Raw genomic sequence first — 24,958 nt, forward strand, 5'->3', positions numbered from 1 at the left:
GGGTTGCGGCACATCAAGACACCGCTCACCGCCGGCCGCGGGCTTATGTACGGCCAGCATTGCGTTGTGACGGTGTCCGTTGATACCGATCAAAGGCCAGCCTCCACTTGCCGCTATCGTGGAATGAAGCACGGCCCTCACAAGGATCCTAACGATTGCATGTTTTTTTCGTCAATGGCCTGCGCAGTGCGCTCGCTGTATTCCCGCTCCGGCCGTGACGGCATTGCCGCTGAGGCTAGCAGAATGCTGCCGGCTCGCTCGTAGCAGGACAGGCCGAGCGACTCGCTCATTCCGAGGTGCGTGATCATCTGCCGCGCCATGTCTGTGGTGCCCTCCAGGTCGTTTTGCGCGCCGGTAGAGACTTCGCCGAAGACGATCTGCTCCACTACGCGCCCACTAGGCAGCACAAAGCGGCCCAGCAACTCGCTCCGACCTAGCAAGTAAGCCCGCGCCTCGCTCTTGGTTCACACTGGGCCAGTCCGCCGAGCGGGCCCGCCAGCCCTTGCTCGCGCAGCGCGCACCCCTAGACGGACTAGCACAGCTGCTGATTGAAGAAGGGGTGGTCGACCGGGTCGCGCTCGACGCCGTAACGCAGATCCGCGACGTCGTGGCGCCGCACGTCGAAGCTGCCATGCAATAGCCACGCGAGGAGTACGCTATGGCATCCCCGCTTACCCCATTCCTTGCGGTCCGAGACGCAGCACGTCGCCTGCAGGGCAACCTATCCGACTTCGAGCCGTTGCTCGACATGGCCCGTGGCAAGGACTTTGTCCTGTTGGGCGAGGCCACGCACGGTACGGCCGAGTTCTACCAAATACGTGCTCAGATCACGCAGGCGCTGATCCGTGGCCCTGGCTTCGATGCCGTTGCCATCGAAGGCGACTGGCCCGACGTCTGGCGTGTCAACCGCTATGTGCAGGGCGAGGGCGATGAAAGCGCCGAGCAGGCCCTGGGTGATTTCGAGCGCTTCCCGTCCTGGATGTGGCGCAACCGGGAGTTCCTGGCGTTCATCGAATGGTTGCGCGGTCACAATGCCGGCCAGCCTCCCGAAAGGCGGGTCGGTGTCTATGGGCTCGACCTTTACAGCCTATACCGTTCGGCCGAGGCAGTGATCCGTTACCTTGAGCGTGCCGACCCGCTGCAGGCCGAGGCAGCCCGACGGCACTATGCCGCGCTCGACCATGTGCGCGACCCGGCAGCCTACGGCTACCAGGCCGCAACCGGGCTGCGTGCGCCAGCGCGCGACGGCGCCATCCGGCAGTTGCTGCAGTTGCGTACCGACGAGGCCGCCTATATCTCCCGCAACGGCCTGGGGGCCATAGATTCGCACTACTTTGCTGAGCGCAACGCGACGGTGGTCGTCAATGCGGAAGCCTACTATCGCGAGATGTTTGGCCGCCGCGTCAGCACCTGGAACCTACGCGACGCGCACATGGCACAGACGCTGTCATCGCTGGCCGCCTACCGGCTGCGCCGTGGCGGCAGCGGGTGCATTGTGGTCTGGGCCCACAACTCCCACCTCGGCGACGCGCGCGCCACGGAATCACATCTGCGCGGCGAATGGAACCTGGGGCAACTGGTGCGCCAGCAGGCCGGTGCGCGGGCGCTGCTGATCGGCTTTACCACGTACAGCGGCCACGTCTGCGCCGCCTCCGAATGGGACGGCGCCCCTGAACACAAGGCCGTGGTGCCGGCGTTGCACGATAGCTGGGAGGCACTGTTCCACAGCACCGGACTCGATCGCTTCTTCCTGCCGCTCGGGCCGCAGGCCGGCCACCCGCTCTTCGACGTCATGCTGGAGCGCGCCATCGGCGTGCTCTACCTGCCGCGCACGGAGCGCGCCAGCCATTACTTCGATGCATCGATCGCCGGCCAGTTTGACGCCCTATTCCATCTGGACGAGACCACAGCGCTGGAGCCGCTGCAGCCCGGGCATCCCATACCCCTGCTGGACAGCGACCGGGCGCACTGAAGGGCGCCGGTCGGACGCCGCCCCATGACTTGCGTTGCGTCAATGCGCAGGCCGGGACGGCAACTACCGTAAAGCGTGCCAGACCCACTGCTTGCAAATGCGGAGATCATCATGCCTGCCAGAACACTTATCTTCCACCAGGGCGCGCGCCGCATGATGCTCAGCGGCGTTGAACAGCTGGCCCACGCCGTCAAGGTGACGCTGGGTCCGGGCGGCCGCAATGTGATAGTGGAGCGACCCGACATGGTGCCGCTGGTTGCCAATTCCGGCGTGATCGTGGCGAAGGCCGTGACGCTGGCCAATCCATTCGCTGACATGGGCGCCCGCTTGCTCTGCGAGGCTGCGGTACGCACCAGCGAGATCGCCGGTGACGGCACCACGACAGCGACCACCCTAGCCCACGCGATCGTGGCCGAAGGTGTCAAGTATGTCGAAGCCGGCCATGACCCAATGCAACTCAAGCGCGGCATCGAGGCCGCCGGCAAATTGGTCGCGAGCGTCTTACTGGATAGTGCTCGTCCCTGCGTCAGTACCGACGAGATGCGCCAGATCGCCACGATCTCAGCCAGCGGTGACCAGACCGTCGGCACGCTGGTGGCCCAAGCTGTCGATCGGGTCGGCAAAGATGGTGCGATAAGCGTGGAGGATGGCTCGAAGCTGGACGATGCACTCGAGATTGCCGACGGTGCGCTAATCGATCGCGGCTACCTGTCGCCCTTGTTCGCGACCAACGAAAGTCGTGCCGTCGTGCTGGAATCGCCATTGGTACTGCTGTGCGACGTGAACATCTCCGCCATCACGCAACTGCTGCCGGTTCTGGAAGCCGTGAGCCGCGCCAGCCGGCCCTTGCTGGTCATCGCCAACGACGTAGAGGGCGAGGCCTTGGCCACGCTCGTGGTGAACAACCTGCGGGGCGCGCTGAAGAGCTGCGCGGTCAAATCCCCGGGATTCGGCGACTCGCGCACCGAGCAGTTGGGCGACCTGGCCGCGCTGACCGGCGCCACCGTGGTCTCACCGCAGGCCGGCATTTCGCTTGAGCACGTAACATTGGAACAGCTTGGCGAAGCCCGCCGCGTGGAGATCAACAAAGACACCACCACCCTCATCGGTTCTGGTGACGAACGCCCGCGTGTAGCCGAGCGCATTACCACCCTGCGCCAGCGCCTAGACGAGGTACGCTCGGACTATGAGCGTGAGGCGCTGCAGCGGCGCCTGGCCCGCCTGGCCGGCGGCGTGGCCGTGATCAAGGTAGGTGCGGCAACGGAGAGCGCGCTGCACGAGCGCAAGAGCCGCTTCCAGGACGCGCTGCATGCCACTCGCGCTGCGGTGGACGAGGGCATCGTCGCCGGCGGCGGCGTGGCATTATTGCGCGCGCGCGCCACCCTCGAAGCCTGGCAGGCGCCGAACGCCGAGCAGGCCGCAGGAGGCCACATCGTCCACGCGGCGCTGGCTGCGCCAATGCGGCAGATTGCCGCCAATGCAGGCGCGGACGCAGACGCAGTGGTGCACCAGGTGTGTGCTGGCTCCGGGACGCTCGGCTACGACGCCGGCACGGAGCGCTATGGCGACATGATTGAACTTGGCGTGATCGACCCCGTCAAGGTCGTGCGCACGGCCCTGCAAAATGCCGTCTCCGTTGCCTCCCTGCTGCTGACGACAGACTGCATGATCGCGATCCAGCGCAGCCCTCCCGGCCAGGGCGATGCCGGCACGCACCCGGGGGCGTCGATCTTTGGCGACGACTACTAGAGCGACGCCGCCTGCGTGGACCGCCATGACTACCATTGATAGTGAAAGCCCGCTGCTGACCGACCTGTAAGAGTTCACCTCATGCAGGCGTACTTCGGCAGCGGCATGAGCGGTATCGTCAGCTTCGATTTCTTCGTCCGCAGGCTGCCGCCGGGCTGGAACTTCCTGCTGGAAAGCAAGGCCACCTAGCCTGGCTGCAAGCAGTCTTTCCGCCATTGTGGCGCCGACGGCACCGTGCTCGGCGATCGAGGATGGCGCTTGTGACGGACCGCCACTGATGCAGCCTTACATGGGGCGTGGCCGCCGTATGGCACCGGAGATGCCGCTGCTCACCAGCCCGGCCTATGCCGCACAGCAACAGGTCGCGCTGCCCACCGCCCGCGCGCGCTGGGACAGTCGGCACCCTACCCGGTCACCGTCAGCACCGCCCTGCAGGATCTGGCGTGCGCTGACCGCGCAGGCCAGCCCGCCAGCTACGCCCCAGTAGCTCGATGGTACATGCCCGAACTAGCTGAGCCCGATGTCAATCTGATTGACGACCGCCCTGACGCTCGGTCGCTTCGAATGCCCACTCGCGTTCAGCCAGCGTGCGCAGGGTGCCGATTCGCCTGACGGCGCCATCCCTCACCCTCACGGTTACGTGGTGGGCTTCACCGGTAGTCTGGCGCGCGATGGCTGCCCGGGTCCTTGCTGCCACGTCCTGCTTGTCAGTTCGAGGCCGTATGGCGAGCGCGTTGGTGACTCCCGCCACGCCGGTCTGGCCTGCCACGGCGTGCTCGGTAGCGGTGTGCCGGAAGTACCAGTCAATGTCGCCGCTCGGCGTCACCACGCCGCGTTCTACCTGGATCCAACTATGGTCGCCCGGCACCAGTGCATTCCGTGACAGCACGTTAGCAGCCGCCCACGCAATGTCGGCATTGGCGCAGGGCGCATCGGCGAACAGGTAAACACCCCGTTCTTGCTTCGTAAATGCCTCCTGCATGCGCTTGCGTCCTTACCGACCTTTCAGGCATGTCACCACCTCTGCATCCTCGACCTGCGAGAAGTCGCGGTAGAACTGCCCGACTGCATGGAAGCCGGCCGGCGTCTCCAAGCACACCACCTCATCGGCATAGGGCCGCAACAGTTCCAGCGTCCGCAACGGCGCCACCGGCACCGCGCAAATGAGCCGCTCGGGCTTCTGCTCGCGGATGGCGTGCAGCGCTGCGATCATCGAGGCTCCGGTGGCTAGACCGTCGTCCACGACAATCACCTGGCGCCCAATGGCGCTTACCGGCTCGCGGCCAGGCGTGTAGGTGGCGCGGCGCTGCCGGAGCACCTGAAGCTGGGCTGCACGCTCGCGGTCGACGTATTCACTGTCGGCTCCGGCCGCGGCGACATACGGCGTAAGGTAGGTCCATCCACTCTCTCCCACGGCGCCGATGGCGAGCTCCGGGTTGCCTGGAGCGCCGAGCTTGCGCACGAGCACGACGTCAAGGTCCGCACCCAGCGTATCGGCAATAATGGCGCCCATTGGTACCGCGCCGCGCGGCACGGCCAAAACCAGCGGCCGTTTTCCTGTATGGCCGGCGAGCGCACGCGCCAATTGCGCGGCCGCATCGGCTCTGTCAATAAATGGCATGTCGCCCTCCTTTGGTAGCGCCTATCGGCTTACGCTGAAAAGCCCACGCTCTGGGCCAGGATCACACGCTGGTCGGACTCCAGCCGCATGGCGACGGCCAGTGCGCGGCGGTCCAACAGGCCGCGCGCCACCGTGGCGAGGCCAGATGCGGCGCAGAATAGATAGACGTTCTGGCTGATATATCCCGTATCTAGCGCCGTATAGAACTGGCGCAGCGGCCTGTCGATATCGTCGAGTCTGGACAGCCTGCTGACGTAGACAAGGTTCAATGGTGCCTCGGCAGCATAGTCCTGCAGGCTGGTCGCCGCGCGCAGATCTTCGCCGATGACCAGCCTGAGGCGCCAGTCCGCCGGTTCGAGCACGTACAGGCCCTCGCGCAGCGCCACGTATAAGTCGATCTCCTGCCAGTTGCAAGTCGATGGCGCGGTGCGCAGACCGGTGCCCGGGCGATTGACGCCGAAAGCGGCCCAGAGCAGGGACGACAGCAGCGCGTCATCCAAGCTCCGCGAGGTGAAATTCCTGGTCGAGCGGCGTCGCTGCAGCGCTGTGAGCAGCGGCATGCCGCCTTCGGTCTGCGGTGCCGGCAGCTTCAAATATTCCACGCCGGGTTCGGATAAGACGATGGGATGTGTCACGTCATGCTCCAGATGGGTGGGGGCCGCACGGCCCCGTGGGTTCACCGTAGGTGGCGATCCGGCTCTGCAATTTGGGATGGATCAAAGGAACACCTGTTTGTGCGCCGCATGCTGCAGGCCATCTTCGGCCCTGGTCTCCAGATCGGCCTTGGCTCGCCGGGCGAGCGAAGCCGAAAACTAAGCGCATTGCGGTGCCTGCGCGATGGCCCATTGCGCGGCAAGCCCGGTCCCTTGGAAATAGAATCTCTTGCTTCTTATCATCTCGACATTCACGGCTGCGCGCGCTCATCGGTCAACATTTAGCCGCGAAGTTCGCAAGTACCCGTACCCACCGCTTCGTGCTTCGTTGCTAAAGTGAGTCCACTTTGGAGCACGGGTTCCGGGATGGGCTCCGACTGCCCCTCTAGTTCGGGCAATCGACCGTGGCATTCGCCAGGGAGCCAATCCCCATCGCTTCGAACTTGAGGTAGCCTAGTCGTTGTTCTTATGGCCCGCAGTACTCCGCATGCGGCGCGAAGCTTGGCTTCGGCGTTCGGGTGCCGGAAGAAGAGGCCATCACAACTCTTGAGGATACCTACTTGTGGGCACGGCGGCTGGCGTCCAAGCGGACGAAGATATCGTATAACTCAAGAGACGCTCTGAGCTCGGCGAGGGGGTGGATGTTGGAAGTCGAGTCAGTGAGGCCGACGGTCTGCTGAGCCACCTCAACATGCACGCTGTTGCTAGTGCGAGAGGAAGAGCGGAGTCTTACTGTGACGCATCAGAGCGTGCGTGGTGCCGCCCATGACCAGTTCGCCCAGCCGCGAATGCCCATAGCCCCCCGCGACCACAAGGCTGACCTGTTCAGTATCCGCGATGCGCAGAAGGCTGTCCGCCACGCGGTCGCCCTTCCCCACTCGGACGGTGGCGGCGATGCCATGCGCGCCCAGCCATTGCACCACGCCGGTGGCCCCCTTGTCATCGCGGCCGCCCAACGTGGCAATTACCTGAATCGTCACGCGTGACGCCTTCTTCAGCAAGGGCAACGCGTCGGCTACCGCGCGTGCAGCCTCACGCCGTCCGTCCCAGGCAACAAGTATGTGCCCACCCAGGTGAAACCTTGCGCCGGAAGGCACCAGCAACACCGGTCGCCCGGCGTTTAGCAGCGCGTACTCGGCCGCCTTCGCCATCGGGGCCGGCACGCGCTCAAATGACGTGGGCGGGGCGGGCAGCACAATGTCAGCAAAGTGTCCCTGCGTGGCAAGCGCCCAACCGGCCTCCTGGTCTGCAACGACTTGGCTGATCCGAACTGCTGGTGCGACGCTATCCACAACGTCGCGCATCGCCATGGCATCGGCGTGCGCGATGCGTTCCCCGCTGCTGTCACCCATGGTTGCGTACAGTCCCGCCGCCTGACCCGCGCTACGGTAGGGCTCCAATTGCATGCCGAGAGCAGTCAGGCCGACCACACGCCCGGCCGATATTGACGCCAGCAGCGTGGCAGCTTCCAAGCGCGCCTCGCGCGCGTTGTCGTCGCCCAGATCGACCAGAACGGTCTTGTAGTCCATGGCATATTCTCTAAGGTCAGTGGAGAAACGCGCGCATCGCGAGTGGACGAGTTACTGCCCAGAATTTTGGCGTCACCGCTGACACAGGATCACCTCAGATCAGTCCATATCGCTTGGCGGGGCGGGATAACGTGTGCGACGACCCGTCCTTCCACGTAGCCATTTGCTAACCAAACTTACGCTGCACATGTCCCGCAAGATGATCAGCATTTACTTACAGGCGCCATCCCGCTCCCTCAGCGTGAAGGCTTTATCCGTGTACAGCGAAAATGGATAAAGCAGCGTGGTCCGGATTCCCGCGATCTTCCTATCTGTACCGAATCGCCACGGCATCAGGGGCTGAAGCGAAAATACGGTCATATAAGACAACATGATGCGCGACGGCCTCGATAGAATCGCGCTGACCCACGGAACTGACGGCTTGACCTGCGTCAAGCCGTCTTCCTTAGGTGGCGCTCCGTCTTGTACTCAGCGGCACATATTCCGCGCGACACGCCTATCGCGCGTTCAGCGGATGGTGATGGACTTCTGCGGCGTGGCCTCCTTCTTTGGCAGTACCAGATGTAGGACGCCATTCTGGTAACTTGCGTCAACCTTGCTCTCGTCGATGTTTGTATCGAGCGTGAAGGCCCGCTGCATCATGCCGCTGTAGCGTTCGCGCCTAATCACGCGTTCGCCGTCCTTTTCCTCACTGGCCTTCTCGATTTTGGCCGAGATCATGACCGTGCCGCGCTCGACAGATACCTGGATGTCCTCCTTCTTGGCGCCAGGAATCTCCGCAACGACGGTGTAGTCCTTGTCCGACTCGGTAACGTCGACCTTGAAAGCGATGCCGGTGTCGGGGCTTCCGCGTAGTGCACGCAGCATGCCGTGAAGCATATCGCCAATCGGCTCTATCGCAAACGGGTCGTACAAACGAATATTGCTCATTGTGATCTCCTTGATGAACGGAACGTCTCGCGTTGCACGAGGTAGATTCATACTGGCATGTATGGAGTGCCTGCCATTGCGCTGGATCAAGGGCGCACGACTGCGCATTCCCATTTGAGAGGTGTCTGGCAACGTGCCAGCGGGAGTGGAGCATGACTCACCAGTTATTGCCCCTTTCCCCGCGCATTGCCGTCTCGCATCGCGGATGCGGGGATGCGCAAAATGACCGTCGGAAATCGCGCGCACCTGTTCCGTACTGAGTTGGTGTCGGTGGTTGAAGCATCCTCCCGTACGCATCAGGTGGGCGACCATCGTGTTCTTCGACACAGACTCGCGCCACTGCGGGATCTACGGGCGCGCAGTGTCATGCTGGCCGGCTACCACCGGAATTCCGGGAGGCATGCCCGGAGAGCGTCGGTGCTATGGCGTCGTGACCGCCCGTCCATGCATCAGGCCCGCGCTCCGCGGGGTTCTCGTGGCAGCATGTTTTGGAATCCTGATACCCGCCGAGCACGTCGAGGCTGCGGAAGCACGCGCGCAGAACGGCATTACCTATATATGCCGGCATCGGGCAAGATGAGATTGACAGCCTGCGAGCGCAGGCGGGCCGCTTCAATGTCTGTCTGAGCCTAGTCAACGCGACGACCGGTGAGTCCCTTTCTGACGTCCTCGTCCGGCTGACGGGCGCCGATGGCAAGCGGTTGCTGCATATATTGACCGAGGGGCCGCTACTTTATTTGCACCTCGCTCCTGGCCAATATGTAATAACCGCGAAACATCAAGGCCAGGTACGCACGCTACGTCTCACCGCTGGCAGCGCCCCGGTCGATATTGCATTTCAAGTCCCCGCTAATGGGCTGGAAGAGGAATGGCTCTATTGCGAGAAGAAATGCCCGCGTGACAACCCCTGATGCGCCGCCGTCCTCATGCCTCGTTCGGCGAAAGCCAGGCCCGCCGGGGTGCGCCACCCTCTTCCGCCGCGCCGTGGAGCAGATTCTCCACAAATCCGGATAACTCTTGGGCCGCCGCACCGCTAGCGACATCACGCTGTAGGACCACCAGCGTCGGTTGGGGTAACTTGCCGCTCGCCTGCGCAATCTCCTCCGCCGCGTTAAAGCCGCCCCGCGCGGCCATCACACATACGGCGGCAAGCCGCCCCTGAAATGGCGCTTGATCGTGGAGAAAGCTTCTCAACGGTGCGGCGACGTGGCCGACCCAAACGGGTGCCAGCACAACGACCGACTTGCATGTCGCGAGCGACTGGCCGTTGTAACGGTAGGCGGGGCGGCGTCGGAACAGATTGTCCAGTACGCAGCGGAGGTCGCCGGACAACCCGGCTCTGCTTCGCACGTCCTGGATCTCGGCGAGCGGCCAGCCGGTACGGCTGGCCAGGTCTTCGGCGACTTGCCTCGTGGTACCGGTGCGAGAGTAGTAAACGATGACATTGTCAGGCATGGCTTGCCCCCTTCCGTGATGGTTTCGCTCGCGACGGCATGGCGCGTCAAGGCGCGGCTGCTCCCCTGCGCAGGATAAGTCTAGGGGCTGGTATGGCGGCTCCCTTGATGTGCATCAATGACCCCGAGCCAGCCGTTCCTACACTGCTGGCGATGGCCCGACGGTTCCGTCGTACGAGTTCATCGCCTTCTACTCAGGAGAGACATCATGCAGGCGCAAGCCGATTTCCTGTTTCAGCTTTCCCATGACGCTCTGGAAGCCTTCCTACGTACCACCAGCTTCGCGGAAGAAACTCGGCGCCAGTTCGTGAAAGCACAGCTAAGAGCCATTGACGACGACATCCGCGGCGCCGACTCCGCACTCACGCGCATCGGCCATGCCAAGGACTGGAATGCGTTTCATGGCTTGCCTGCACAGTTCTATGCCGAGCAACTGGAACGAAATGGCGCGCTCGCGCGCGAATATGGCAAGTTGACGGGCGAGGCCGGCGCCGCACTGATCGAGTATTGCCGCGAAGCCACCGAGTCCTGGCTCCGGCAACAGCGGGATGTCCTAGCGCTGGGCGAAGGATATCAACCCCTGACTAAATCGATGCACGATTTCTTCGAAGAGTTCGGCAAGCTTGCCGCGGCTTCGCAAGGCGCGGCTTCCAAGCCTCACACCGTATGAGCAGCGGCAACCCGTTCGGGAGATAAGGCATGGATGATGTTCGTCATGAACGCGTCGCGCTGGTCACCGGCGGCATGGGTGGCTTAGGGCAAGCAGTCTCCGCGCGTCTGCACGCTGACGGTTTTCGCGTGGTCGTCACCCATTCGCCGCGCAACGACCACGTGTCGGCATGGCTCACGAGCGAGCGCGACGCGGGGCGCGAGTTTTCCGCCTACAGTGTAGACGTGGCGGATTTCGATGCCTGTCAGCGTTGCGCGGCTCTAGTGCTAGCGGAGGTTGGCCCGGTCGATGTTCTTATCAACAATGCCGGTATCACGCGCGACATGACTTTTCGTCGTATGTCCCAGGCGGCGTGGCGAGAGGTCATGAGTAGCGATCTCGACTCCATATTTAACATGACGAAACCCCTGTGCGATGGGATGGTGGAGCGCCGGTGGGGTAGGATCATCAATATCTCATCAGTGAACGCCTCCAAGGGTGCATTCGGGCAGGTGAACTATGCGGCGGCGAAGGCCGGCATACACGGCTTCACGAAGTCGCTTGCGCTGGAGGTAGCCAGTAAAGGCGTCACCGTTAACACAGTGTCGCCGGGCTATCTGGACACCAAAATGGTCAATTGCCTGCCGGAGGAAGTGATCTTGCAGCGGATTCTTCCACAGATCCCGATCGGGCGGCTCGGCAAGGCCACTGAGGTCGCGGCGTTGATCGCCTATCTATGTTCCGACGATGGTGCCTTCGTGACGGGCGCCAACATTGCGATCAACGGCGGTCAGCATATGCAATGAAACGAGACCATCCGATGAGCCCAGCACCAGCTCGGGAATGTGGCGACGATGCGGTGATCTCATTGCCAATTCAGTGGGACCGGCACCTGCGCGCGGAGCTCGCGGTATTCACGGCCGGCATCTCACCGGCTTCACTCGCATTGGCCTTGCTGGACTGGTCAGTCCACCTGGCAGTCTCCCCCGGCAAGTACTGGAAAACCAGCGAACGCTGGCTTGCGGAAACCATTTCGGATCAGTTCTCCCCTGCGCCATTCTCAGCCCGACCTGCCGTAGCCGGCGACCCACGCTTTGCCTCCCCGGACTGGCAGCAATGGCCCCACTGTGCATGGCGCGATGACTTTCTTCGATGCGAGCAGTGGTGGCAGGCGCTAACGACGGACATCGACGGATTGTCCGCGCATCATCAGCGACTGACGGCCTTCTGTGCCAGGCAATGGCTTGACCCGTGGTCGCCCAGTAATGTCTGGTGGATGAATCCGGCCGTGCTCCACGCAGCTGTGAAGACCCGGGGCGGAAATTTTCTACGCGGTCTTGGCCATTGGTTGGAGGACTGCCGCAACCTTGCGGGTGAGGTTGGTCACGAGCCGGTTGCAGAGCGACCGCTCGCCTATGTACCAGGGCGCGACGTGGCAATTACTCCTGGCAAAGTCATCTTCCGCAACAAGTTGTTCGAACTTATTCAGTACACGCCCACAACTGCTGAAGTACATGAAGAGCCGCTGCTTATTGTGCCGTCATGGATCATGAAATACTACATCCTCGACTTGCAGCCCGAAGACTCAATGGTTCGCTATCTGGTGGCGCATGGTCACACTGTTTACATCATGTCGTGGAGAAACCCGGGCGCTGAGGCGCACGAATTGGGCCTAGACGACTATCTAGAATCCGGGTTGATGACCGCTTTACACGTGGTCCACGCGCAATGCGGAGCGGGTGGCGTACATGCCGCCGGTTATTGCCTTGGCGGAACGTTGCTAGCCATCGCTGCGGCACGGCTTGCACGCGATGCCGGTGGGGTACCTCTGCGCAGCATGACGCTTTTTGCCACCGCTACCGATTTTGAGGAGCCTGGCGAGCTCGGCCTCTACATCGACGATAGTGCTCTATCGACGCTCGAGGCTCTGATGCGAAAGCAGGGGTACCTTGATGGGCCGCAACTTGCGACTGCGTTCCAAATGTTGAATGCGCGTGACTTAGTGTGGTCACGCATCATGGGCGAGTATCTCCTGGGCGAACGTACGCGGCCCAGCGACCTAATTTCATGGAATCAGGACACCACACGGCTGCCATGCCGCCTGCACACGGAGACGCTGCGTCGCCTGTTCCTGGATAACGAGCTGGCGGAGGGCCACTATTGCCTCGGGGGACGGCCCGTCGCACTGTCCGACATCGACATCCCCGTCTTTATGGTGGGCACCGAGCATGATCACGTTTCACCGTGGCGATCCGTATACAAACTGCACCTGCTTACACGCAACGCGCTGACGTTCCTGCTAACCTCTGGCGGTCATAACGCCGGCATCGTCTCCGAGCCGGGGCATCCGCGCCGCCGCTTTCGCGTCCAGACGCGCCCGCCTGGCGCAGCCTATCGTGACCCAGATCGCTACCTGACAGAGGCTGAGCAGCATGAAGGGTCCTGGTGGCCATTCTGGCAGGCATGGCTGGCCGCCAACTCGGGCAAGCTGCGGCCAGCCCGGGCACCTGAGGTGAACGCGCTTGCCGATGCACCCGGCCAATACGTGCTGGAAACCTAGTCGCGATGTACTAATGCCCTAACGCTGGTCGGCATCGGCTCAGTGGCAGGCGGAGTTAAAGCGCACGCGCGCTGCTCAGTCGTGCTCGTGCACGCCTCCGCAAGCACGGCATGATTCCTCGCTGCCTCAGGTCAATCCGGTGGCCACGGTCGCCCTCCCGGGCGGCACGGCGTGCCGAGAATAGTTCACCATAGAAATGGCATCGGCATTAGCGGCCGCACGCCACGCAGCTAACCTCCGCCGCAGTTCAGGATAGACGCGCGCGTGCCACGCTTTTCCGCTGAACAAACCGTAGTGATCGCAATCGGGAATGGTGATTCGCCCACGGCACGAAGGCGGCAGCCGGCTGCACAGTGCATGCGCCGCGTGCGTCTGCTCCGCACCTGTGATCCTGTCTTCGGCGCCTTCCACGGTTAGTAGTTGGGTGGCACGCAGGCTATCGGGCCGGACGCGGTCGCCCGCCACGTGCCACTTCCCGCGCGGCAACAGAAACTGGCGAAATACCACCTCGATGGTGTCTCCAATGAACTCGGCCGGGAGATCCATCGTTGCCGAATAGTCAACCGCGTCCATCATGCTCTCGGCGACAGCCTCTGCATCCCACAGCGAGATATTGCGCATTGCCTCAACGAAGACCCCCGCCTGCCGAGTCGGCTGCCCGGCAGCAAGCGCGGAAAGCTGAAGGAATCCTGGATACACCATGCGACCCTCCCCTGGATAGCCTCGCGGAACCCGTCCAGTGCAGCAGGCCGCAAACCAGTCCGCAGATAGCTTTTTGGCCGTAAGACCTAGCACTGTCGGATTGCATCTTGCATCAATGGGCCCACCCATCAGCACGAGAGAGCGGAGCTCCGGTCCGCCGCTGGTCGCCAGGCGCGCTGCGGCTGCCAGCGCCGGCACTGTCGCTTGGCAGACCGCCAACACGTCGAGCGTTGTCGGGCCAAGGCTCGTCATGAAGCGTTCGAGTGTCTGGACGTGATCGCCTAAGCCGAACGCACCGCATTCTCGCGGAATGTCTTGTGCATCGATCCAATCCGTCACATAGACGTCCGAATCGTCTAGCAGGGACCGGATGGCGGCCCGCATCATCGTGGCATGATGCCCGGCCTGCGGGGCGCACAACAATAGTCTAGGACGCGCCGCGGCGTCCGCGCACGGGCAAGCAGCAAAGCGGAGCAACCGGCAGAACGGCGTTTGCGCCACCACGGTGGTGCGGACGGGCACGGATCTCCCGTGCTGCCGTATCGATGCGATCGCGAAGGGGGGCGTGCCGAGCAGACGCCTGGACGCCTGAAAGATCTCGTAGGCTTGCGCAAACTGAGTGCGGCGCACGGCCTCGGCGACGCCCGGCGACAAAATTAAGGGCCAGCACCACTGCAAAGCAACTGGTGCGAAGCGGTTCTCCTTCGCGTCGCTGGGCTCGGTTCTCCTGGTATTCATTCGCGTCTCGCTAATTGAGGTTGGCAGGCAGAGGATGAAATTCCATCATCTTGAGTGCTCGGGACCGACCCTGCTTTTCACCAGACGCGCCAATTGTCGATCTCCATGGTCATGATGAGGACGGACGCCATGCAAGCAGACTGACCGAAGACCGATGTCAAGTGTGAGACCAAATGCGGACGTGTAGTGCGCCATGTGTAGGGTAATGGTGGGATGACGCCGCGGGCACCGAGAATCTAGCGCTGTCGTGCGGAAAGCGCCACAATGGCGCTCACGACCGCTACCATCGCCCGGCGGTGCCCATGCACTTTCACGGATGCTCATGGGCATAGCGGTCTGTGGAATCCACCCACGGCTCGACTCCGGCCTCGCCTTCCTGGCAAAGGGCAGAGAGACGGGCTCGCAACTCCTGAACACGGCCGGTCAGGTCTCCACGGGCGCGGCCGGGGCCCTCATTCGCTTCTCCTGGTACGTCGCGCAAGAGCGCCTGGATATCGGTGAGCAGCACGTCCACATCCCCACGTAGGACCTTTCTGTGCTTTATGGCCTCGGCCCTGGTGTCGTTCATGATTTCTGCCCCTCAAATGAGGTCACGTCAGCCCGCGAGTCGCGAGGCCACTAGCCGAATATAGAAGGACCGCACCCACGAGCCTTGATCGAGGACAAAGCGTCCGCAAGCCTCGGACTCACCTCCAGTTACCTCTTGTTGTCCCAAGGTGAGTCGCAAGCGTGCGGTGTCTGGTGAAGGCTACTCAGCGCGGATGTCCGGCTCATCGTCAACCGGAGCCCTTCCGTTGAAAGATTTGCGCAGTGTCAATGTGTGCCGCGTCACGTCTCCTAGATTGATTCCGGATACATCCTATTAATGCCAGGCCCCTGTTCCACGGGCCACCGGCGCAATCCGTTGAAATTCAACGCTAGGAGAAATGTGAAAACCGATCTGCAACTCAAGAAAGAAGTTAGCGATGAGCTGACATGGGATCCGTCGATTCACGCAGCGGGCATCGGTGTAGAAGTGAACGATGGCATCGTCACGTTGAGCGGGCACGTCAAGACCTATCTTGAGAAGGTCGCCGCCGGGCTCGCTGCGGAGCGCGTCGCGGGAGTTAAGGGGACTGTGCTGGAACTGCACGTTGGCGAGCAGCACGGGCAAACCGACGAAACCCTAGCGATGGCCGCGCGTGCTGCAATGCAATGGTATGTCCATGTACCAGATGATGCGATCAAGATCCGCGTCGAGGACGGTTGGGTCTCGTTGGCAGGGGACGTCGAGTGGGGCTATCAGCGCCATGCCGCCGAACGAGCGGTCGCCCATCTGCGTGGCGTCAAGGGTGTGACCAACGGGATTGCGGTACGGCCGCAGCTTGAGCCCCATGACGTCGCGAACAAGATCGAGGCTGCATTGCGCCGCCACGCGGAGCGGGAGGCTCACCATATTGAAGTGAAAGCCGAAGGCGGCATCGTCACGCTTGGCGGATTTGTGGACTCGATTGAGGAGCGCCATGCCGCCGCCGGTGCTGCGTGGTCCGCACCAGGCGTTTCCCAGGTCATCAATAATCTTAAGATTCGCTGATGCCTAGTCAAATCTGGCACCGACTGCGGCGTCTGCACCGTGCGGACACTCTGCAACAGATCAAAAGCCAGACGGGTGCATTGCGCTTCCATTCGCCCGAGCATCAGTCTGCCAGTTCTAACCGTCTTGATGTGTATCAAGGGGACAACGCTAGGTTTTTCTATCCTAGATAAGGACATCGCTTTCCATAAGGAGCATCGAATGAACCGGAAGCTCGTTATCAACGCCGCGGCTGCGTCCGCCTTAGTCGTGACGCTCTTTTCCACGTCCGCCGGAGCGCAAAAGAACTACACGGATGGTGGCGACCTCTACGGCGGCGCACACAGCGCGACAAAGGGGAAGCAGGCGCCCGCGAAACAAGTGAAAGATCAGGGTGCAAGCCGAACAGGAAAGTTCGATCCATATACGGAAGGCGCACGGACAAAGGGCAATCTTGCTCCAGCGCAGAAGTTTCCAGATGAGCGTCCGCAACCAGATGACGTGGCGAAGGCCGGGAAATTCGACCCGTATACAGACGGCCGGAACAAAAAATAGACGCCTATGGGCAGCAGCGTCGAAGGGCTGCTACATGTGGTGAGAGATCGCGCGTACCTTACTGGCAGATGGGCCGTGCTTAGTGCGCCCAGTGGCTACTTTCCGGAAACTGTCGGAGCCTTAGAGTCATGCGATATGCGCACACACTAGGACCGGAAGCGAATTGGGGAATAATGTGCCTCCTTACTAGCAAGCCCAACGATTCTTCGGTAGGCAACGACCCTAGCCGCCTTCATTTGAAACATCGCGTACCAGAAGCACTGGTACTAGGCACGCCCTTGCTAGGGTTTCCGCTACGCTGCCCAACAGCAGGCGCCTTATCCCGCGGCGACCGTGAGTCCCGACGACCACGACGCCTGCCCGACAAGTTTCAACATACTCATTCACCTGCCGAGCGACGTCACCCATGCTGAGAAGGTCGTCAATGAGCTTCTCCGAGTGGTCCAGGCCAGATTTCTCCGCGATGTAGGCGGCGTCCTGCAAGATGCATTGCCCCGCGGATAGCAATTTTGGGCATAAGTCCGCCCTGACGCCATATGCGGTTTCGTACTGAAGAAACGTATAGTCGATGACATGAAGGATTTCTAGGTGGGCACCGCACGCCGAGGCTAGTCTGATAGCCTCTGTTAATGCGCGGTGCGAGCCCGCGCTCCCATCAACGGCAACAAGAACGTGTTTGTACATGATATTCGTCCTGCTTGGGCGCAAACGCGAGACGGACATTCTCGCCTCAGCAGGCCGCCCAAAATGCTTATAAGAATTTTCAAATTGAAAGACCAGTATCTAGGCGAGTATATGGCACGAGATGAGGCACTGCGGCCAGCTTGAAGACTAGAACTCGCTGACGCGCTTGCCTTGGCTCACAGCGCGGCCACTGTTCATAGGAGCGATGGTATTCACGCAGAGCAATGCGCCGGCTAAACCACTTCGGAAGCCGCGCTGGCCCTCCGAAGTCCAGCCCCTTACATTCGAAATTCCCGTTGTGGTGCATCCTCGTTCCCACGCGGCATGCGGAAAATCACGAGGCGGCGTCTAGTTGTGAAGCTCCAAGCGCTGGATTCGGTGCACGAAGCCATCGATTTGGTGATACTCCACGATCTTCGATACGATTTGGTTTGAAATGGTCTTAACTAGCCGTCAAGGCAACATATAGGGGAAATTCGTCGGAAAACTAGAATTTATTGCTGCGACCATTGCCGATGGACATCCTGGACCGGTGCGGCTGCAGGCGCCGTCGCCGGCGTCGCTGCGAGCAGCCGTAAGACCCCTCCGCAGCGTTTTTTGGTATTCAAGGCAGTGGCCTGCGTAAATTCACGCACAATCCGATGCGGAATACAACGTAACGTTGTTGCGATGTCTGCATCCTTCGCAAACGGCAGGTATACGGCTACGGCAAGACCAGAAGGACCAAACCATGCACAGAATGCATCCTCCCAGGAGGACGTCGGCTCTCACAGGGCAACTGGCATCCCCGTTTCTTCGCCAGATAGAGCCGAGCCAGTCGTGTCTCGACACCGTCAGCAACGCGATGCGCCGGAATTCAATTGGTAGTGTGCCTCGAACCGATCAGCGAGCATCACGTACCCCTACCAGGGACTTTCGCTTTGTATGGTAGAGGGCCTTCTGCAATCATTGCAGTCTGCAAGTCGAGTTTTGATAGCCTTGTGTCGCCGAAATGCCCCGCTGCAATAGAACCTTGCTTGCCGCCATGGCCAGACCGTTGAAGAGCGCCCGTTGAAGTTGAAGTGGCTGGCGGAAGCCCGCGCCTTTGCGCGGCTACGTTACAAGGTCTGCACGTCTCTGGAAGCGCCTTACCCGAGGATTCTGGCAATCCAAGCCGTTTCTTCCTCGTCACTGACGACGCCCCTCGCGATCCAAAGGTTGCTCCTGATCAAGGGACGCTATCACAGCGCTGATATCAATGAAATTGAACACCATGCCTGCGCGGTGTCGGCCGCCTGCTGCTACGCGGTTGTGCCTTAGCGCACACACTGTGGCGGCATGACGCTGCCATGCAGTATTTGAGACTGAGTCTCGAAGGATTGGTGAACCGACATGGGTAACATCCCGATTTTCGGATTCAAGCGAATGCATCTCGTTCCTACGTCTGGCGAGGACGCTACGCGAAATCGGCAGAATTTTTCGCTGGTTCTGGGCGGGCCCCTCTATCAGCTCTTGCGTCGGACACATTTGTCCGACGACGCGTTGCTCCAGATGCGTCAACGCATCGTTGTCATCTCTATGTTTGCGTGGCTTCCGCTTCTGGTTCTCTGCGCCTTTGAAGGAACCTTGTTGGGCAAGGACCGGACGGTGCCATTCTTGATGGACATAGAGGTCCATCTCCGCTTTCTTGCGGCAGTTCCATTGCTGATTGCTGCGGAGCTAGTAGTGCACCAGCGCCTGCGTGGTATCGGGCAGGCATTCCTGGAGCGGAATCTGGTTCCAGAGACCGCCATGGATCAGTTTGATGCCGCACTTGGCGCGGCACTCCGGCTGCGTAACTCGGTACTTGCCGAAGCGCTGTTGGTCATCCTGGTGTATGGCGTCGGCGTCTTGGTCGTCTGGCGTCACTATACCGCCCTCCAGGCGGCGACATGGTATGCGACGCCCTTGGCGGGCAACTCGAGACTCTCGCTGGCGGGCATCTGGTACGGCTACGTCAGCCTCCCGATTTTCCAATTTCTGTTGATTCGCTGGTATTTCCGGCTGTTTATCTGGATGCGATTTCTCTGGAAGGTATCTCGAATCAAGTTGAGTGTCATCCCGACGCACCCGGATCGCGTCGGTGGTCTCGGATTTCTTTCCAACACGGCTCATGCCTTCACACTTCTTCTTGTAGCGCATGGTGTAATGCTCGCCGCAAACCTCGGCAACCGCATTCTCTTCCTCGGCGCGGCCCTGCCAGAATTCAAGATCGAAATTACCGTGATGGTAATTTTTCTGTTGGCTGTCGTTTTTGGCCCGCTGTTGGTATTTGCGCCTCAACTCGCCCAGGCCAAACGCAAAGGCCTAAACGAATATGGCACGCTGGCGGAACGTTATGTTCGCGAATTCGATACTAAATGGCTGCGTGGTGGCGTATCAGCGGAGGAACCTTTGGTAGGGAGCAGTGACATTCAGTCACTTGCCGATCTTGGAAATAGTTTCGAAGTGGTGCGCGGCATGCGTATAGCACCAATTACTAGGGATGCCATCCTGCAACTTGCGGCGGCAGTTCTCATTCCAGTTGTGCCGCTGGCACTGACCATGATGCCCCTTGAAGAACTGTTAAAGCACTTATTCGGGCTCCTATTTTAGGTGATGATTCCAATCTACGGCGAGTGAGAATGAAGCTGATACGCCCCGTCCCTTACCATCCAATTCCAGGACACTCCTAAGATATCCAAAAATGCACCAGCGATAATGCTCATGACGACTTCACAGGAAGTTGTCGGCGGTCTACCCACACCAAGCTTGTTGGCCGAATGACAGCATCTCGCAATTTTTATCCGTCTATGAGCAATCATCGCGTATCGCAAGCCCGTCGCCTCATGCAGCCCGAAGATAGGAATTCGTCATGGAGAGGGAATTGAAATTCGAACTAGCATCGGATCAGGCGTCGGCAATTCGTCAATTGACCTTGCTGCGCAACATGCAAGTGGAGCCGCCCCATGAGGAGCGTCTGGAGAGCGAATATTTCGATACGCCGGACCTTTTGTTGCGGCACAGCGACGCGTCACTGCGGATTCGTCGCATTGGCGATCGCTATATACAGACGCTCAAGTCGTCTGGTGAACGGCGCGGTGGATTCTATGAACGCGAAGAGTATGAGACAGCGCTGCCTGATGCGCAGCCCGACCTCGACGCTTTGCTGGCCATTGTGCCCAAGTCCTCCCCGCTGGCGCAGTTATTGAAGGAACCTTCCTTGGCATCGCAACTGACGCCAGTATTCCGCACCACGGTTTCCCGCATGGTCTGGCAATTGAAGCCCAGCGGTGGAGACGAGATTGAACTCGCACTGGACACCGGCAGTATCACGGCCGCAGAGCACGACGAAGTGTTCACCGAACTCGAATTGGAGCTCAAGCGTGGCGAGCCCCGTCATTTGGGAAAGGTTGCTCTCGACCTCATCGAGAGGGTGCCATTGAGCCTGAGCTTGCGCAGCAAGAGCGACCGGGGCTACGACTTGCTGGTGTGCGAGAAGCAATCCGCGGTGACGGCAAAGCGTATCGCGCTCACGAAGAAGGACACAGTAAATGACGCCTTCTGCAAGATCGTCCAAAACTGCCTGGCTCAGGTGCACGCCAATGCGCCATACGTCGCGGCGGGGCAATCGCCAGAAAGCGTGCATCAGATGCGTGTTGGGCTGCGCAGGCTTCGCTCCGCACTTGCCATGTTCGCTTCTGTGGTCGACCTACCCGCCGCGCTGCAGGGCGAATTGAAGTGGATCGCCGACGAGTTGGGAAAGTCGCGCGACTGGGAGGTGCTGGCGCATTCCACGCTGCCACAGGTAAGGGCTACCGAACAGCAGCAAGAAGACATGAAGCGCACCATACTGGCTGCCGCACACATCGCCAGGGCTCGTCGCGAAGATGCCGCGCGCGCGGTGAGCTCGCCGCGATACGCGCGGCTGACTTTGGCGCTCGATGATTGGATCGCCGCAGCCCCTTGGCGCGAAGCTGCGGCTCCGGAAGAACGAAAGCAACTGGACCGACGCGCGCATGGGCTAGCTGCCAGCGTGCTGCGCAAGCGTCACCGCAAGCTCGTGCAGCGTGGCGAAGGCCTGCACAAACTTGACGCGCCACACCGGCACCGGGCGCGTATCGCGGCGAAAAAGCTGCGTTACGCGACGGAATTCTTCGCAACCCTTTTCGAACGAAAGACGCTGAAACAATACCGTAGCGTGCTGGCCAGATTGCAGGACGATTTGGGATGGGGCAACGATATGGCCATGGCAGACAAGTTGCTGGACCATCTTCAGCGACACCACAGCAAGGCTGCCAGCGGTGCCAGCTATGCGCGCGGCTTTCTGGCAGCACGCGTCGCGGACGATCGCCATAACCAAAAGCGTCTTTGGAAGCAGTTCCGACGCGCCGCACGGCCGCACTAGAATGCCGGTCGGGACGATTCAAGCCATATTGCGCGCCAGCAAACCGCAGAGCGCGGAAGCCCTGTTCATGGCGTTGAAATCTTCACTATGGCCACCACGCAGTAGCGCTGGCCTACGGCGTCGCACGCTTCCGAATCGCGAAGCGCAACGATACGATCGAGTTGGCCTCAGGACGCTGTCCAGGACTCGGGCTAGCTGGGCAGCGACCACTCACCTACCGGTGATCAACCCATCGCTTCCGACTGGAACCGTCGGGAGGCGCAGCAGAAGATCGACGCCGGCGCTGTCCCCTTTCACGGTAATACTTCGACTCACAAGTATCCCACCATACCTTACCACGGCCCGGTAGTTGCCACGTGGCAGGTTCATGTACAGGTAGGGCCCTTCGCTGAGCACGAGCAACACGATCTCGCGCCGTGCATTGAACAGCGTTACCGTGACGTCCGACAAGGCGCTACTGTCCGAGCTGTCCACGAAATGGATGCGGACATTGAACTGCCTTGCCACTTGACGCATGGCGGCAGCTTCATCGCTGCCAATCCCTCCGGTAACGTAGGAGATATCATTGAGCTGCCTGAGTTGCAGCGCGCTTTGGGCGGTGGCCATTGGCACACTGGTAGTTGCCAGCACGCTGGCAGACGGCATCAGGCAGCAAGCCGCAATGAATGTCCGCATCCAACACTCCCTCTATCGTCATATCACAATCAAACACGCGGCCGTCAAAGGTCAGACGACTCGGGCCGCGCTTTTCAGCCTAGCCGGTGTTCCCGCCCGCTCCTTGCTATGGATCAATGACGCAATACGCGGCGAGGCCCCGATCCAGCGTCAGGAACATCAGAACGAGCGTCTTGAACTGAGCTCCAGCCTGCAAGCCGAACGATGCCGTGGTCGTCCGCTAGTAGCCGACCGATTTACCCCCCACATGCAGCGCACCTTCGCCGTATTCAGCCCCTACAACGAAGCCGCCCGCGAGTGCGCTGGGGAGATCAGAATGCCCTGCGCTTTCGTGGCAAGCTCACCTCCCCCAGCGTCGAGGCCATTAGTTTGTTGAGGGTGCCGTCGACTCCTGCGGCGATCTCCCAGCGTCTACTGGGGGTATCAGTGCAAGGTCATGCTTGCGTCGAGTGCAGGCAGTACTCTGAAAATTGCGCCTTGCTGATATGGATCAACCTCGACGCGTGCGTGGCCACTAGCCTTAAATTGCTGCCGGCGGTCACGATGCGACCAGGCCGGCCGGATCTCGTCGCCGCTGCTCCTGCAGCCCAGTGATCCGGGCAATGCCAGTGTCCGCTTGAGGGGCTCTTCGCAAGCTGTGTCCTGGCGGCGATATCCCAGGATGATGGAGGTACCGCGATGGAAGACTCTTCTCTGCCGGACACACAGGATGGTACTGTCGTACGGGCCAACTGGCGGAAGTTCCCTCCTGCACAGTGGCTGCTTCATTACCAGCGGCAGTGGCTGGCACATGATGCCGTTGCCGGCGTTACGCTGGCGGCATATGGCATTCCGGTTTCGCTCGCGTATGCGTCGCTGGCAGGCGTGCCCCCGCAGTATGGTATCTACTGCTATCTGGCCGGTGGACTGGCCTACGCGTTGTTTGGCTCCTCACGCCAGCTTGCAATCGGGCCCACTTCGGCGATTTCGATGCTGGTTGGTGTCACCATCGCAGGCATGGCGCAGGGGGACCCGGGCCGCTGGGCATCCATCGCGGCACTGACAGCAGTTCTTGTTGCTGCCATGTGCGTCCTGGCATGGCTCTTCCGGCTGAGCTCGCTGGTCAATTTCATCAGCGAAACAATCCTTCTAGGGTTTAAGGCCGGAGCAGCGCTGACGATCGCGTTGACACAATTGCCGAAGCTGTTCGGTGTCAAGGGCGGCGGAGAATTTTTCTTCGAGCGGATAGTCATCCTTGCGCAGCAGGTGCCGCAGACCGACCTCGCGGTGTTCGGCTTTGGCCTAGCGGCGATTGCCGTGCTGCTCCTCGGCGAGAAGTTCCTGCCAGGGCGGCCGGTAGCTTTGCTCGTCGCCGTAGCTTCGATCATGCTGCTGTCGCTGACGCCACTGGGGGGTCTGGGCTTTAAGGTCGTTGGCGCGCTGCCACAAGGCCTACCCGAACTCCACTGGCCAGGCCTGCGGCCACGCGATGTGGACGGTGTCATTCCTCTTGCTTTTGCCTGCCTCCTGCTGTCGTACGTCGAGAGCGTCTCGGCGGCACGCGCCCTTGCACAAACGCATGGAGAAGAGGTCGATGCGCGTCAGGAACTGCTCGGGCTTGGCGCGGCGAACCTGGCCGCAGGCCTGTTCCATGGGTATCCGGTAGCCGGCGGGTTGTCGCAGTCCTCGGTAAACGACAAAGCGGGAGCCAGAACGCCACTGGCCCTGGTATTCGCTTCCGCAACGATTGCCCTGTGCCTGATGTTCCTGACGGGCCTGCTGGCCAATCTTCCGAACGTGGTGCTGGCCGCCATCGTGCTGGTCGCGGTCAAGGGTCTGGTCGATATACCCGAACTGCGCCATGTATGGCGCGTGAGCCGATTCGAGTTCATCGTGTGCATGGTCGCGTTTGCCGCTGTCCTGCTGCTGGGGATCCTGAAAGGCGTCATTGTTGCGGTGCTCGTGTCCATGCTGATGATCATCCGCCGCGCCGCTCACCCGCATGTCGCATTCCTTGGACGCATTCCTGGGACGCGCATCTTTTCGGACCTGGAACGCAACCCCGACAACGAAGTCGTCCCGCAGGTGCTCATCTTCCGTGCGGAATCATCACTGCTGTATTTCAACGTCGAACACGTGCGTTCGCTCGTGTGGCAGAAGATCCACGGCTCCACTCTGCCGCCTCGGCTGGTGGTCTGCGATCTATCCGTCTCTCCAATGGTTGATCTGGCTGGCGCCCGCATGCTCGCGACGCTGTACAAGGAACTGCAAGCCGCCGGGATCAGTATGCGCCTCGTGGCCGCGCATGCTGGTGTGAGGGACATGTTACGGGCAGAGGAACTCGAGGAGCGTGTGGGCCCCATCGGACGCCATATCTCGGTCGCGGACGTGGTCGACGCGTTTAGGACATCCGGCACGGCGGCTCCAGAACTCGACAGTACGACGGCGCCGGCGGACGCGTAGTACACATTAATACCATAGCACCCTCCCGAAGCCGGTCCACACCGAGCCCCCCTCAATCTGTCTCCGGCGGAGGCAGCCTGACAGAAGG

General features: G+C 61.1%; 22 protein-coding genes. 11 read left to right on the top strand and 11 right to left on the bottom strand.

Features of this window, described 5'->3' with window-relative positions; translation table 11 throughout:
• Window positions 1-137: 137 nt before the first annotated feature.
• Window positions 138-440, bottom strand: coding sequence for a hypothetical protein (locus BLR29_RS28350; protein ID WP_092142259.1), 303 nt, complete (start codon window positions 438-440; stop codon window positions 138-140).
• A 218-nt stretch (window positions 441-658) separates the two neighbouring features.
• Between BLR29_RS28350 and BLR29_RS28355 the strand changes: the two genes are divergently transcribed.
• Both BLR29_RS28355 and groL read left to right on the top strand, forming a co-directional pair.
• On the top strand, window positions 659-1,972 hold the full coding sequence (locus tag BLR29_RS28355) for an erythromycin esterase family protein (protein WP_092142262.1): 1,314 nt from the start codon (window positions 659-661) through the stop codon (window positions 1,970-1,972).
• A 111-nt stretch (window positions 1,973-2,083) separates the two neighbouring features.
• Window positions 2,084-3,721, top strand: a complete 1,638-nt coding sequence (gene groL / locus BLR29_RS28360; RefSeq protein WP_092142265.1) for a chaperonin GroEL — start codon at window positions 2,084-2,086, stop codon at window positions 3,719-3,721.
• Between the two features lie 523 nt (window positions 3,722-4,244).
• On the opposite strand, the gene BLR29_RS28365 is transcribed toward groL, so the two are convergent.
• The 6 genes from BLR29_RS28365 to BLR29_RS28395 all read right to left on the bottom strand — a co-directional run bounded on the left by BLR29_RS28365 (window position 4,245) and on the right by BLR29_RS28395 (window position 9,909).
• Entirely contained in the window at window positions 4,245-4,703 is a 459-nt protein-coding gene (locus BLR29_RS28365; RefSeq protein WP_092142268.1) for a BON domain-containing protein, read from the bottom strand.
• A 12-nt stretch (window positions 4,704-4,715) separates the two neighbouring features.
• On the bottom strand, window positions 4,716-5,342 hold the full coding sequence (locus tag BLR29_RS28370) for a phosphoribosyltransferase (protein ID WP_092142271.1): 627 nt from the start codon (window positions 5,340-5,342) through the stop codon (window positions 4,716-4,718).
• 29 nt (window positions 5,343-5,371) lie between these two features.
• A complete protein-coding gene (locus BLR29_RS28375) occupies window positions 5,372-5,977 on the bottom strand; it encodes a nitroreductase family protein (RefSeq protein ID WP_092142274.1) in 606 nt (201 codons plus the stop codon).
• A 722-nt stretch (window positions 5,978-6,699) separates the two neighbouring features.
• Window positions 6,700-7,524 (bottom strand): universal stress protein, encoded by an 825-nt coding sequence (locus BLR29_RS28380; RefSeq protein ID WP_092142277.1) that lies wholly within the window; start codon window positions 7,522-7,524, stop codon window positions 6,700-6,702.
• A 507-nt stretch (window positions 7,525-8,031) separates the two neighbouring features.
• A complete protein-coding gene (locus BLR29_RS28390) occupies window positions 8,032-8,454 on the bottom strand; it encodes an Hsp20/alpha crystallin family protein (protein WP_092142283.1) in 423 nt (140 codons plus the stop codon).
• Window positions 8,455-9,378: 924 nt separating this feature from the next.
• Window positions 9,379-9,909, bottom strand: a complete 531-nt coding sequence (locus BLR29_RS28395; protein ID WP_092142286.1) for a flavodoxin family protein — start codon at window positions 9,907-9,909, stop codon at window positions 9,379-9,381.
• Between the two features lie 207 nt (window positions 9,910-10,116).
• On the opposite strand from BLR29_RS28395, the gene BLR29_RS28400 reads away from it, so the two are divergent.
• From BLR29_RS28400 to BLR29_RS28410, 3 genes are read left to right on the top strand one after another with little or no spacing between them, the layout of a single operon-like run.
• On the top strand, window positions 10,117-10,578 hold the full coding sequence (locus BLR29_RS28400) for a hypothetical protein (protein WP_092142289.1): 462 nt from the start codon (window positions 10,117-10,119) through the stop codon (window positions 10,576-10,578).
• Window positions 10,579-10,607: 29 nt separating this feature from the next.
• Window positions 10,608-11,363, top strand: a complete 756-nt coding sequence (phbB, locus tag BLR29_RS28405) for an acetoacetyl-CoA reductase (RefSeq protein WP_092142292.1) — start codon at window positions 10,608-10,610, stop codon at window positions 11,361-11,363.
• Window positions 11,360-13,117, top strand: coding sequence for a PHA/PHB synthase family protein (locus BLR29_RS28410; RefSeq protein ID WP_255371482.1), 1,758 nt, complete (start codon window positions 11,360-11,362; stop codon window positions 13,115-13,117). Before phbB ends, BLR29_RS28410 begins: the two co-directional genes overlap by 4 nt.
• 126 nt (window positions 13,118-13,243) lie before the next feature.
• Here the strand turns inward: BLR29_RS28410 and phaZ are convergent, their stop codons facing one another.
• Both phaZ and BLR29_RS32185 read right to left on the bottom strand, forming a co-directional pair.
• On the bottom strand, window positions 13,244-14,557 hold the full coding sequence (gene phaZ, locus BLR29_RS28415) for a polyhydroxyalkanoate depolymerase (protein WP_092142298.1): 1,314 nt from the start codon (window positions 14,555-14,557) through the stop codon (window positions 13,244-13,246).
• Window positions 14,558-14,867: 310 nt separating this feature from the next.
• Window positions 14,868-15,125 carry a DUF883 family protein gene (locus tag BLR29_RS32185; protein WP_143018550.1) on the bottom strand — a complete coding sequence of 86 codons (258 nt, stop codon included), beginning with the start codon at window positions 15,123-15,125 and terminating at the stop codon, window positions 14,868-14,870.
• A gap of 360 nt (window positions 15,126-15,485) precedes the next feature.
• On the opposite strand from BLR29_RS32185, the gene BLR29_RS28425 reads away from it, so the two are divergent.
• Entirely contained in the window at window positions 15,486-16,130 is a 645-nt protein-coding gene (locus BLR29_RS28425) for a BON domain-containing protein (protein WP_092142304.1), read from the top strand.
• A gap of 201 nt (window positions 16,131-16,331) precedes the next feature.
• Window positions 16,332-16,664: a hypothetical protein gene (locus BLR29_RS28430; protein WP_092142307.1), complete on the top strand. Its 333-nt coding sequence runs from the start codon at window positions 16,332-16,334 to the stop codon at window positions 16,662-16,664.
• Window positions 16,665-16,886: 222 nt separating this feature from the next.
• On the opposite strand, the gene BLR29_RS28435 is transcribed toward BLR29_RS28430, so the two are convergent.
• Window positions 16,887-17,387, bottom strand: a complete 501-nt coding sequence (locus tag BLR29_RS28435) for a universal stress protein (RefSeq protein ID WP_369804730.1) — start codon at window positions 17,385-17,387, stop codon at window positions 16,887-16,889.
• 1,011 nt (window positions 17,388-18,398) lie between these two features.
• Between BLR29_RS28435 and BLR29_RS32190 the strand changes: the two genes are divergently transcribed.
• The 3 genes from BLR29_RS32190 to BLR29_RS28445 all read left to right on the top strand — a co-directional run bounded on the left by BLR29_RS32190 (window position 18,399) and on the right by BLR29_RS28445 (window position 21,753).
• The gene (locus tag BLR29_RS32190) at window positions 18,399-18,647 is read left to right on the top strand and encodes a hypothetical protein (protein WP_143018551.1); all 249 of its coding nucleotides are present in this window, start codon (window positions 18,399-18,401) and stop codon (window positions 18,645-18,647) included.
• A gap of 72 nt (window positions 18,648-18,719) precedes the next feature.
• Window positions 18,720-19,961 carry a hypothetical protein gene (locus tag BLR29_RS28440; protein ID WP_255371483.1) on the top strand — a complete coding sequence of 414 codons (1,242 nt, stop codon included), beginning with the start codon at window positions 18,720-18,722 and terminating at the stop codon, window positions 19,959-19,961.
• Between the two features lie 259 nt (window positions 19,962-20,220).
• Window positions 20,221-21,753, top strand: a complete 1,533-nt coding sequence (locus BLR29_RS28445) for a CYTH and CHAD domain-containing protein (protein WP_092142312.1) — start codon at window positions 20,221-20,223, stop codon at window positions 21,751-21,753.
• Window positions 21,754-21,963: 210 nt separating this feature from the next.
• On the opposite strand, the gene BLR29_RS28450 is transcribed toward BLR29_RS28445, so the two are convergent.
• Window positions 21,964-22,428 carry a hypothetical protein gene (locus BLR29_RS28450; RefSeq protein WP_143018552.1) on the bottom strand — a complete coding sequence of 155 codons (465 nt, stop codon included), beginning with the start codon at window positions 22,426-22,428 and terminating at the stop codon, window positions 21,964-21,966.
• A 678-nt stretch (window positions 22,429-23,106) separates the two neighbouring features.
• Between BLR29_RS28450 and BLR29_RS28455 the strand changes: the two genes are divergently transcribed.
• A complete protein-coding gene (locus BLR29_RS28455; RefSeq protein WP_092142318.1) occupies window positions 23,107-24,870 on the top strand; it encodes a SulP family inorganic anion transporter in 1,764 nt (587 codons plus the stop codon).
• The last annotated feature ends 88 nt before the right edge of the window (window positions 24,871-24,958 follow it).

Origin of the sequence: Cupriavidus sp. YR651, assembly GCF_900101625.1 — a bacterium.
Lineage (GTDB): Bacteria > Pseudomonadota > Gammaproteobacteria > Burkholderiales > Burkholderiaceae > Cupriavidus.